Consider the following 11614-nt stretch of genomic DNA (forward strand, 5'->3'; position numbering starts at 1 on the left):
TTCATCCAACACCGCAAGAATCGAATACAAAAAGAAACAGAACAGATTCTACTTCTGTAACAGCACCGGGATATCCTTCCCCACCCGCTTGACAAAATTTGTTCACCCTTTCCCGTGGGCTGGCCGGGAAAATTTATTATGTCCTCCTCGAAACAAGAAAATCCCGTCAAGATCGATTTGTTCTTTATTTTGACAAATCGATTCTTCATCATATAGAATAAGTTTATCGTTGTGTTTTGTACATGATCCGGTTGTTTCAAAAATCGGCCTTGACTGTTTCGGGGGAAAAAATGAAAAAAACCACGATCCTGGCTATCATTCTGGTATTGGTGGCTATCTTCACCATCGGTATCAATTTCTATGTTGACCTGCTCTGGTACAACGAACTGGAGATGGAGGGAGTATTCTGGACCCGGTTTCTCTCGGTATGGGGACTGAGGGTTGCTTCATGGTTGTTCTTCCTGTTTTTTTTGTGGATCAACCTGTTGTTTACCCGGCGTCAGGTGGCCAGGGTTCCCGATCTGAACCTTGAAGCCAGGGAATTTCTCTTTCAGCGAGGCTACCTGAAGTATCTTGCCCCGGGGCGGTTGTCATACTACTATTTTATGGCCGCGGCGGTTCTCTCCCTGATATTTGCTTCATATACCGGTCATTACTGGATGGAGATGCAATACTTTTTCAACCCGGTTGCTTTCGGGATGACGGATCCGCTTCTTGGCCAGGATCTCTCCTTTTATGTTTTCAAGCTGCCTTTTCTACGCTTCCTGTATGGTTTTTTGATGTTGACACTGGTCATAACCCTGCTTGCCCTCATTTTGATCTATTTTGTAACACAACCCCCGACCATGGCGGGAAAGCGTTGGTTTTTATTTTCCTTTCCGGGGCTGGGGCATATCTCCCTCATCGCCGCCCTGATTGTCTTGCTCAAGGCTGTTGATTATCGCCTGAAGATGTCGGAACTGCTCCTGGATCCGGGAGGTTACATGTTCGGCGCCGGCTATACTGAAGCCCATATCAAACTGAATATGCTCTGGATCCTCATGTTCCTGGCTTTTATCGTCTCCCTGATCTTTTTCATCAATGCATCGGTCAAGCGGCCGCGCCTGTTGCCGGGGGGAGTTCTTCTCCTGGTGATAGTTTCCCTTGTAGGTGGTTCTGTTCTACCCGCAATTGTGCAGCACTTTGTAGTGCAACCTTCGGAATTCACCTACGAGAAACCGTATCTGGCCCACCACATCGATTTTACCCGCTTTGCTTACGGTGTAGATAAATTCAGGACGAACCAGTATCCGGCCCGCGGGACGATCAACTGGAAGGACATCGAGGAGAACCCCGGTACTTTCAACAACATCAGGCTGTGGGACTACCGCCCCATCAAAAACACCCTGAATGAACTTCAGGCCATCCGGCCCTATTACCTTTTTCATGATGTCGATATTGACCGCTACATGATCGACGGTCAATACCGTCAGGTCATGGTGTCGGCGCGGGAAATGGACAACGACCGCCTGGATGAACGGGCCCAGACCTGGGTTAACAGGAGATTGCAGTACACGCATGGTTACGGGGTGACCATGTCCCCGGTGAATGAAGTTTCACGGGAAGGACTCCCTCGTTATTTTGTCCAGGATATACCGCCGGTGGTCACGGGTGGTATCGAACTGCAGCGTCCCGGTATCTATTACGGGGAGTTGACCGGGGATTATATTGTTACCAATAGCAAGATGCCCGAATTCGATTATCCCATGGGTGATGAAAATGTGCAGACTGTATATGAAGGTGATGGTGGTGTGCCCCTCGGTGGTCTGGGGAGAAGATCGATTCTGGCAATCCGCTTCGGGGACTACCGTATTCTCTTTTCCGGGGAACTGCATGCGGACAGTCGTATAAAATACTATCGATCCATCAAGGAACGTGTGAACAAGGTTGCTCCTTTCCTGCGCTATGATTCCGACCCTTACATCGTGGTAAACGATGGCCGGCTTTTCTGGATCCAGGATGCCTACACGGTCAGTGACCGTTTCCCCTATTCCCAGCCGCAGGGAGATTTCAACTATATCCGGAACTCCGTCAAAGCGGTCATCGATGCTTACAACGGCACCGTGGACATGTATGTCATCGACGAGGATGATCCCCTGGTGCAGAGTTACAGCCGGATTTTCCCCGGATTGTTCCGTCCCCTCGAGGAGATGCCTGCGGGTCTTCGCGATCATCTGCGCTACCCCGAAGATCTTTTTATAACGCAGGCAAATGTGTACAACATCTATCACACCGTGGACCCGAATGTATTTTACAATCGGGAAGACCTCTGGTCGTTCCCCGAGGAACGTTATGAAGGGCAGAACCGGATCGTGGAACCCTATTATGTCATTCTGCAACTTCCCGGCAGGGAAGAACCGGAATTCGTCCTGATCCAGCCTTTCACACCTTTGAAACGCAACAACATGATTGCCTGGCTGGCAGCGGGATGTGACGGGGAAAATTACGGCCGGGTGGATGCCTATCTTTTTCCCAAGGACAAACTGGCCTACGGCCCATTGCAGATAGAAAATCGCATCGACCAGAACACCGAGATTTCGGAACAGCTGGCCCTCTGGGACCAGAAAGGTTCAAGGGTTATCCGTGGCAACCTTGTCGTTCTTCCGGTAAATGATTCCCTGATCTATGTTGAACCCATCTATCTCGAGGCGGAGGCCGGCGGGCTGCCCGAACTTGCACGTGTAATCGTTGCCTTTGATGAATTTGTTGTTATGGCACGGACTCTCGAGGAAGGACTGCAGCGGGTACTCGGGGAAAAACAGGTTCTCCCGGTTCCGGCTGATCCCGATTCTGAACTTCCATCCGAGGAACCTGCACCGCCTGATATATACGACCTGATCGGGGAAGCGAACGCTATTTTTGAAGAGGCGCAGGAGAACCTGAAAGAAGGGAACTGGGCCCGCTACGGGGAACTGGTCGATGAACTGGGAAGGATATTGCAAGAGCTGACCATGGAAATTTCTGCACTGTAGTGACGGAAATGTGAATCATCTCTTGATTTGAATATATATTCATGAAGGATGGATCGTCTTATGGAAAGGGTTGTAATCTATACCGATGGGGCTTGCTCCGGAAACCCGGGTCCCGGGGGGTGGGCCGCCCTGATCATGAAAGAAGGGGAGAAAACCAGGGAAATCAGTGGTGGGGTACCCCGCACCACCAATCAGCGTATGGAGATGTTGGCTCCCATCATGGCATTGAAGGAACTGGATCTTCCGGCAACCGTCATGGTGTATTCCGACAGTGCATATCTTGTCAACGCTTTCAATCAGGGTTGGCTGGAACGTTGGCTGAAAAACGGTTGGTGCACGAGTAGCGGTCATGCGGTCAAAAACCGCGATCTGTGGGAAGAATTGGATCGGTTGACCGGGTTTCATCACCAGGTGGCCTGGAGAAAGGTCAAGGGGCACGGCACCGACAGTTACAATATCAGATGCGACCGGCTGGCTCGCCAGGCAATTCCGGCCCAAAAAGATGGCTGTTCTGAAGGGGATGGCCGTTTATTTTGAGTCATTTATACGTATGGCATGAATAAATATTCATAACTTTAAAAAGAGGCGATGGTATGGATTCCAGAAATGAGAAGAAAGATCTGATTCGTCGGGCAGCGGTGAAGGTGATAGCCGGGGGAGGGTACCCGCAAGCCACTGCTGAAAAGATTGCTGCGGAAGCCGGTATAGCTGTAGGTACAATCTATAACTATTTCCGTAACAAGGAAGAAATCATTACCAGTATTTTCAGGGGAGAGTATCAAAAAAGGAATGACTTCTACGGGATAATTGAACAGATGGAGCTTGAACCGTTGGAGAAGATAAGAGCGGCGATAGAGATGCATTTTACGGGATTGAACCATCATTCTGATCTGTACAGAGTGGTCGCCCTGGAAAAGAACTATTATCTGAGGTCCATTTCGGGAGACGATGCCCCTGACGATGGGTTGCGCGATTTCATACTGGACGTCCTGAGGAAGGGTATCAACGACAAGAGGATAAGGGAGTGCGATGTCGATATCGTGGCTTCCATGATCTGTGGGGCCATGGAGGTTGTCATTGCCGATTATCTGCAGAACAAGATCGTCAACATCGAAGGTGCTGTAGGGGAGATCATGGAGACTTTACGCACCGGCATAGCATTTTCTTGAAGTGCCTCGATATTGCCCGGGAAATAATAAATCATATTTTGGGAAAAAGATAAAAATAATGTCATCTTGGACTCTGCATAGAGGTTGGCGAGGGCAATTTTTATCGGTACATATTGTAGTTCAGGTCAATGAATATTGCCTCATATTATATCCCATGCGAATATGGATTTTGTATTGGATGAAAGACCTTTCCATGCACGGGTGTGCAAGAATTGATGTGTAGCATGATGGACTGATGTGCACCTCTTTCTGTCAGCTGAAAAAGTGCAAGGTGTTCCAGGAGTGTAAAGAGGAATATGATTTTGATTTCAACGGGCACATTCCCCGCCGCGTCCGGTCAATGTTTCCAGAGCATGGCCGAGAGCGGGAAAGATTGCCTCCAGCGATTCATGAACTGCTTTGGGGCTGCCGGGGAGATTGAGGATGAGGGTCTGCCCACGGATGCCGGCGACACCCCGGGTCAACATGGCATGTGGTGTGATGCGGGCACTCTCGCGGCGTATCGTTTCTGCCATTCCGGGGACCTGGCGGTCGATGACGGCAAGGGTCGCCTCGGGGGTATTGTCACGCGGGGAAAGGCCCGTTCCCCCGCTGGTAAAGATGGCATCGACACCCCTGTCTGTCATCTGTATCAAGGCCGATACAATCTGGCCATGATCATCGGGAACCACGACATGCTGTATCACCTCGCCCCAGGGAAGCAGAAGTTCCGCGATGATAGGGCCGCTTTTATCCTCCCTTTCTTTGGCGAAACCCTTGTCGCTGGAAACAACCACACCAAACCTGTAGGCAGGAACCTGGCGGATGATGTCTTCTGTTTTGATCTCCCCTCCCCTGAGGACCTCGGCAAAGATAGCTTCGTGGGGCATGATGCAATCATCGGCCTGTTCATGGATGGCGCATCGGCCATGGCATTCCTTGCCGATCCGGGTTACCTTCAGAATTGCTCTCCCCCCGACCTGCAGTCTTGTTCCTGCCGGCAAGGTTGAAAGATCGATCTCCACCGTGGTCAGATTCTCGGCGAAATCCCCGGGATGCACATCCAGCCCCCTGTTCTGCATTTTACGTATACTTTCCATTCCCAGGAGGCTGATCTGTCGATGGGCAGAACCGGCATGGCAGTCGTCTTTCAATCCCCGGCCTCTGACCAGTGTACCCTGCCCCACATTCACCTTGCGTTCACCTTTATTCTTGCCGATACATACGGCCATGATCTTGCCCATCTATTTTTTCCTCCGGTAGAGACCGGAGCGCCCTCCCCTCTTCTCCTCGAGCCTGATATTCTGGATGTTCATTTCCTTGTCGATGGCCTTGCACATATCATATATCGTGAGGGCGGCCACGCTGACACCGGTAAGGGCTTCCATCTCCACCCCTGTCTGGCCACTGAGTTTGACCCGTACCCCGATTTCGATCCTGTTCTGTTTTTCCGGAAAATCAAAGTCCACATCAACTCCCGAAACGGCGAGTTGGTGGGCCATGGGGATGAGGCGCCCCGTTTCTTTTACGGCCATGACCGCCGCAACCTGTGCCACACCCAGTACATCGCCCTTTTCCACCGTTCCGGCTTTTACCCTTTCCAGTGTTGCCGGGGCCATGGTGATCTCTCCCTTGGCGTATGCTTCGCGCAGGGTGCTGGCCTTGCCGCTCACATCGACCATGCGCGGCCGGCCGCTGAGGTCAAAATGTGTAAGACCGGATTTTTCCGCATCAACTGTTTCTACCCCGTCGCTCCTGACAAAGAAGCGGTTGAAAATAAAAGCGGACAGCTCCGCCGGACTGTTGAGATCAAAAACGGGGACATCGGTTTCCAATTCTTCATGATCGGTGGCGATGGCAATCACGTTGTCCGCCCCGGAAGGATCCATTCCCAGTGCCTTGCGGACAACCTCGATCTTGGGGTTGTCGCTTCGTTTATTGCCCTCGATCAGTAAAAGGTCAATATTCTTCAGCATTGAAGAAGCATATTCCATGGCTCGATTTCGGTCAGCGGCGTTTCCCATCAGGACAAAATTGTCAGGTGTTATTATGCCTGAAATCCTGGCCCCGGCGTCCAGAAAACGCCAGGTATCCTTTCCGGGGATATCGAAATCACATCGATTGCTATTTCCTTTCAGGGCGGCAACGCGCAGCCCTTTTGCAATAAGTTCGGGCAGAAGTGTCTCTATGAGGGTGGTCTTGCCCATGCCCGACCTTGCTGCAATTATGTTCAGCTTTGTTACATTGTCAATCATCAGGATCCTCCTCACCTGAATGAAATAAAAATAGGTTCCTGCAAGTGTCCGCCATTATCCGCCCGTTTGTGACATCGTGCGCATCGTCGCCGTATCCGGGGGGGCTGGAAGTTCGGCATTTTCATTACCCATCAGGTGTTCTTTATGCTTCTGCAGCACCACTTTTTTCAACAGGGCCTCCAATTTCCGTGGGTGGTCAAGAATGGGCCGTACCTGTTCTTCCTCTTGCCAGTAAAGGCATGATTTCAATCGGCCATCGGCAGTAAGCCGCAGACGGTTGCATGACGAGCAGAAATGCTTGCTTATGGAATGAATAAGTCCAATGGATCCCCTGCGGCCGGGAAGGGAAAAATATTCGGCCGGCCCTGCACTCAGCGGATGATCCAGCGGCTGCAGTTCGTACCCGGCCAGCAGCGCCGTCTCCTTGATGATACTCAGGGGCAGATAATGTCCGTCAAAACCGATGCTCCGTTCGCCGATGGGCATGTATTCGATGAAGCGCACAGCGATGTTTCTGTCGTGGGCCAGTGCAAAAAAATCAAGGATCTCGTGGTCATTGTAACCTTTCAGAAGAACCGTATTGATTTTTACCGGTTCCAGCCCGTGATGGATGGCGGCCTCCACTCCCTCCAGTGCCTGTTCGATATTCCCCCCGCGCGTTATCTTGCGGTAAAGACCGGGATCGAGAGAATCAAGGCTGACATTGACCCTGTTCAACCCCGCTTCTTTCAGTTCTCGAGCAAACTGCGGCAGGAAGATCCCGTTGGTGGTCAGAGCCAGATCCTCGACACCGGTGATGCTGTTGATCCCTTCGATCAGATGAGGCAGGTTTATGCGTACAAGCGGTTCCCCGCCGGTTATCCTTATCTTGCTTATTCCCAGTCCGGCAGCAACCCTGACCACCTTGAGTATCTCCTCGTATGAAAGAATATCCCGGTGGGAAAGAGGTTCTACTCCATCCGGCCCCATGCAATAGACACAACGCAGGTTGCAGCGGTCGGTTACCGAGATACGCAGATAGTCATGTTTGCGCCCGTAACGATCGACAAGTGTTCCCATCGACCCCTCACCGTCCTTTCTTTCCATCTTCCGGGGATTCCGCCGTATCCCTGTCGGCCCGTTCCATGCACCGCAACATGCCCGTTTCGCGCATGCTGTATCCCCCCATGGCCGTAACCCTGTCCTTGAAGGCAGGGTCCGTGATTATCGTTTTGATCGTCTGCCCGGCATCGGATTCATAAAAATCGGCCGTCATCAGCAGGTCGTAACGTTCCTCCCGGACGGGGACAAAATCCAGCCCGAAGGCCCTGGCTGCCGGAAGGATTCCCAGCCCGACGGCGGCAGTTTCGGAGGCAACGGCAGCCGCCACGTTGAGGTGGGTATGTTCCTCACGTTCATAACCGCTGATCTCCTGTGGCCCGATCCCGGCTTTCTCGAGCAGGTAATCGAAGAGCAGTCTGGTTCCGGCTCCCTTCTGCCGGTTGACAAAGCTTGTCCCGTTTGAGGCGATATCCGTCACGTCACTGATTTTGCCGGGGTTGCCCCGGGGAACGATCCATCCCTGCATTCTGTGCGCCAGGGTCAGGAGCAGGACATCCCTTCCGGGGAGAAGTTTCTCGATGTAGGGGATGTTGTAATCACCGCTGGCGGGATCGAAAAGATGGACGCCCGCCAGGTGGGCCTGTCCCCTGTCAATGGCCAGAATGCCGCCCATGCTTCCCAGATGTGCCGAAGAGAGAGTGAAGTCGGTTTCCTTCTCCCTCAGGGCCGTGATCAGCAGGTCAAGGACCAGGTCATGGCTTCCCCCCGCCAGCAGGTTGCGATCCAGTTCCCCGGCGGGACGGTAGAGTTCGATCTTGACCCGTTCATTCTGTTCGTACCCCATCTTCTCCGGGGGGACGACGAGCAGGCCGTCCGCTCTGACCAGGGACATCGTTACCCCTGCCCCCCGGGTGAGGGGATTGGCCACAAATTCCCCGTTCACCTTGCCCACGGCCATCCGTACATACTCCTCCGTGCCCATCCTGGACACCAGACGCCGCCCCAGAGTGACCTCCAGGGTCTCCCTTGTCGGTTCGCGCATGGAATAGTAGTGATGGAGCAGCGGGCGGACAAACCATTCCAGGCTGAAATAGGCCGAGACCGGATATCCGGGCAACCCCACCGCAGGTTTACCATCAACGCTGCCCAGGACAGTGGGCTTCCCGGGCCTGGTGGAGACCCCATGAACATACACCTCGCCCAGTTCCGCCAGTGCCGCGTAGGTGAAATCTTTGCTGCCGGCCGAAGAACCGGCAATGATGATTATCATGTCAGCCCCGTCCGCGGCCCGGACAACTGCCGCCTTGATCTGTGCGAGCACGTCGGGAACGACCGGGTGTATTTCCGGCCGTGCCCCCCATTCCCGCAGGTAGGCGCTGACCACGCTGCTGTTGAAATCCGGAACATCCCCCCTGCCCCGATCCGCCCCGGGCGGAACGATCTCCGAACCGCTCGGTATGATCACCACCCTGGGCCTGGTCAGAACCTCGATCTCCGTTCTACCCCCCGCCAGGATGGCCCCTATATCCGGGGGGCGGAGACGATGAAAGGCAGGAACAACCAGCTCGCCGGCCACGATATCCTCGCCGACCGCCCGTACATATTGCCAGGGAGGAGCCGGGGCCATGATCTCGGCACTTTTATCGGGTTGCAACATGACATCCTCTATCTTGATCACGGCATCGCAGCCCGGGGGAAGGGGATCCCCGGTATCCACGAACTCGTAGGAGACACCTTCAACCAGGGCAAGAGGGGTCTGATCGGATGCACCGAAAGTGTTTTCGGCCCTTACGGCGATGCCATCCATGGCTGCTGCATGGTACCCGGGCATTGAAAGGCGTGCAAAAACCGCGGAGGCGGTGACGCGCCCCGAGGCATCGGCGACTGCAATTGTTTCTTTCTTTCTTGGCAAATTGACCCCGGACAGGAATTTTTTCAGTGCTTCCTGTTTCGGAATATTGTGAAGATACACCTTGCGCATCGAAACCCCTCCCGGTTTCAAAATGGAGGCGCGGGCCCGACGTATTCCGGGCCGTTTACCCGAAGGCCTGTCCATGAATTGTTCAGCCGATGTCGGCCTTCAATCATATTTGGCAGGGAAAATCGATCCCTCTGCCCTTTCTCTCCCGTGCGAACCTTCCTATATATATATTGCCGGGATGACAGCCGCAACTTTGCCTTCCCCGCTCACTCCCACAAAAAAACCTGAACCTCCGTGCCTGCTTCCAACCCTTCCATCTCGGGCTTGACAATGATGAAGCCGTCCGCCTCGGCCATGGTGCGCAGCATTCCTGAACGCCCGAAAACAGGAACGGCCAGAACCTGCCCGTTTTCCCGTTCAATCCTGACCCGTGCAAAATCGGTCTGCCCGGAACGTGAGGGCAGGTTACGTGTCAGAATGGCGTTGACCGTCGGAAAAAACCTGCGGTGCCGTTGCCGGCCCGAGAGGCGGTCCAGGATCGCCATCCCGAAGATCAGGAACACGTTGAGGGCGGAGATCGGATGCCCGGGAAGCCCCAGCACCGGTTTCCCGCCGCAATTTGCCAGCAACGTGGGCTTGCCGGGTTTGATCGATATCCCTTCCACCAGCAGGCCGGGCCTGCCCAACTCCTGCAGGGTGCGGGCCGTGAAATCGCGGCTTCCCACCGAACTGCCCCCGGAGAGCACCAGAAAATCAACACGGGCCAGCAGATTTCGACTTTTTTCAAGGAACTGATCGAAAATATCGGGAAGGATACCTTCACTTGCAATTTCGGCCCCGCCCTTCTGCCCCAGGTAGGCCAGCGCCGGCGTGTTGCAATCCCTCACCCTGCCGGGTTCAAGGTTCCGTGAGTCATGAGGGACCAGCTCGTCCCCCGTGGAGAGCAGCCCCATCACCGGGCGGCGGTGAACTTTCACCCGGGTTGCCCCCATCGAGGCCAGCAGGCCTATTTCAGCAGAACGCAGACGGCTTCCCGCTGCCAGCGCCCGTTCGCCCCTGCCCAGATCCTCTCCCCGATGAATGACATTTTCACCCGGGGCAACCTGGCGATAAACATGAACGGTATCCGAGGCCGTTTCTGTATCTTCAACCATCACCACCGCATCGGCACCCGCGGGCAGCATCCCTCCCGTGTGAATGAGGCAACACTGGCCCGCGTTTATTTTCCGGGCCGCTGCACCCATGAGGACCTCGCCTTCCAGATCGAGGACGGAGGGAAGTCCTTCCCGGGAGCCAAACGTGTCACGGGCTTGCAAAGCGTATCCGTCCACCGTGGAACGGTCAAAACCCGGCAGATCTTCCCCTGAAAAATAATCTTCTGCCAGGCAACGGCCCCCGGCCTTCTCGATGTCGACTTCTTCCGCCTCCAGGGCGGAAAAATTCTCCGCTATCAGCCCGAATACAGCTTCCGGTTCCGTCACGTTTATCAATTTCATCTTCTCTCTCCTGTTACAAAAAAACTGTGCCTCCGGATTGAAAAAGGCACAGCCCTCGATTTCAGCTGACGTTCTCCTTTCCAATAGCGGGAGGCGGGGGGATTTCTCCCCCGGCCCAGACCTTTAACCGTAACTTCAAGAAGCTGTAGGTTTGCAGGTTCGGAGCAGCCGTATTGTTCATTTGCTGTCGCCATCATTATAACATCTCCCCTTGAAATCTCAAGAGCCAAACATGCAAAACCATCTTTCCCTGACCTGGATGTCATTCATATGGAGTGAGTGGCTGCCATCGTCAAGCACAGCGCCTGCCTCTGCCCGAGATTCCTCGCGGCGCTACTCTTTCACTCCGGTGTTACCGTTTCTACATCATTATTCACCATGGCTTCATGTTGGTGTTCTTGTTAAACACCGCTTGCTCGGAATGACAGGGGGGGAGGTCGCCGTACTCCTTCCCCGGTATTGTGCCACTCCGCACGACTGTTTTTCCAGTACTGTCATTCTGAGAGAGCGGCTGCAGTTTGCCGCGACCGAAGAATCCCCTCCTCATACACACCTCACCATTGCCATAAACTGTTTCCTGTTTTCCCTTGGCCAAGTCGCCCAGCCAACATATAAAAAAAAGAATAAGAAAAAGTGGGCGGCCAAGAAAATCCTCATCGATACCACTTACTCACGGAGGGAAACTGATTCCTGGGTTTTATATTTTCGCATACCCACAAAAGAGAGCCTCAGTCACCTGAAG

The 11614-nt window shown here is 53.7% G+C and carries 8 protein-coding genes and 1 riboswitch; of the genes, 3 read left to right on the forward strand and 5 right to left on the reverse strand.

Annotated features, from left to right (window positions below):
* The first annotated feature begins 290 nt into the window (after positions 1 to 290).
* From GX364_02980 to GX364_02990, 3 genes are read left to right on the forward strand one after another with little or no spacing between them, the layout of a single operon-like run.
* A complete protein-coding gene (locus GX364_02980; GenBank protein NLI69815.1) occupies positions 291 to 3011 on the forward strand; it encodes a UPF0182 family protein in 2721 nt (906 codons plus the stop codon).
* A 60-nt stretch (positions 3012 to 3071) separates the two neighbouring features.
* Positions 3072 to 3548, forward strand: coding sequence for a ribonuclease HI (gene rnhA, locus GX364_02985; protein ID NLI69816.1), 477 nt, complete (start codon positions 3072 to 3074; stop codon positions 3546 to 3548).
* Positions 3549 to 3604: 56 nt separating this feature from the next.
* Positions 3605 to 4180, forward strand: coding sequence for a TetR/AcrR family transcriptional regulator (locus GX364_02990; protein NLI69817.1), 576 nt, complete (start codon positions 3605 to 3607; stop codon positions 4178 to 4180).
* Positions 4181 to 4488: 308 nt separating this feature from the next.
* Here GX364_02990 and GX364_02995 read toward each other — a convergent pair whose 3' ends face one another.
* The 5 genes from GX364_02995 to GX364_03015 all read right to left on the reverse strand — a co-directional run bounded on the left by GX364_02995 (position 4489) and on the right by GX364_03015 (position 10872).
* A complete protein-coding gene (locus tag GX364_02995) occupies positions 4489 to 5403 on the reverse strand; it encodes a molybdenum cofactor biosynthesis protein (GenBank protein ID NLI69818.1) in 915 nt (304 codons plus the stop codon).
* Positions 5404 to 6048: a cyclic pyranopterin monophosphate synthase MoaC gene (gene moaC, locus GX364_03000; protein ID NLI69819.1), complete on the reverse strand. Its 645-nt coding sequence runs from the start codon at positions 6046 to 6048 to the stop codon at positions 5404 to 5406.
* Between the two features lie 420 nt (positions 6049 to 6468).
* A complete protein-coding gene (gene moaA / locus GX364_03005) occupies positions 6469 to 7500 on the reverse strand; it encodes a GTP 3',8-cyclase MoaA (GenBank protein NLI69820.1) in 1032 nt (343 codons plus the stop codon).
* Positions 7481 to 9436 carry a molybdopterin biosynthesis protein gene (locus GX364_03010; protein NLI69821.1) on the reverse strand — a complete coding sequence of 652 codons (1956 nt, stop codon included), beginning with the start codon at positions 9434 to 9436 and terminating at the stop codon, positions 7481 to 7483. Before GX364_03010 ends, moaA begins: the two co-directional genes overlap by 20 nt.
* 206 nt (positions 9437 to 9642) lie before the next feature.
* Positions 9643 to 10872, reverse strand: a complete 1230-nt coding sequence (locus tag GX364_03015) for a molybdopterin molybdotransferase MoeA (GenBank protein NLI69822.1) — start codon at positions 10870 to 10872, stop codon at positions 9643 to 9645.
* A gap of 57 nt (positions 10873 to 10929) precedes the next feature.
* Positions 10930 to 11049: riboswitch (molybdenum cofactor riboswitch) on the reverse strand.
* Between the last annotated feature and the right edge of the window lie 565 nt (positions 11050 to 11614).

The sequence above is a fragment of the Bacillota bacterium genome (assembly GCA_012518215.1).
GTDB lineage: Bacteria > Bacillota > Dethiobacteria > DTU022 > PWGO01 > JAAYSV01.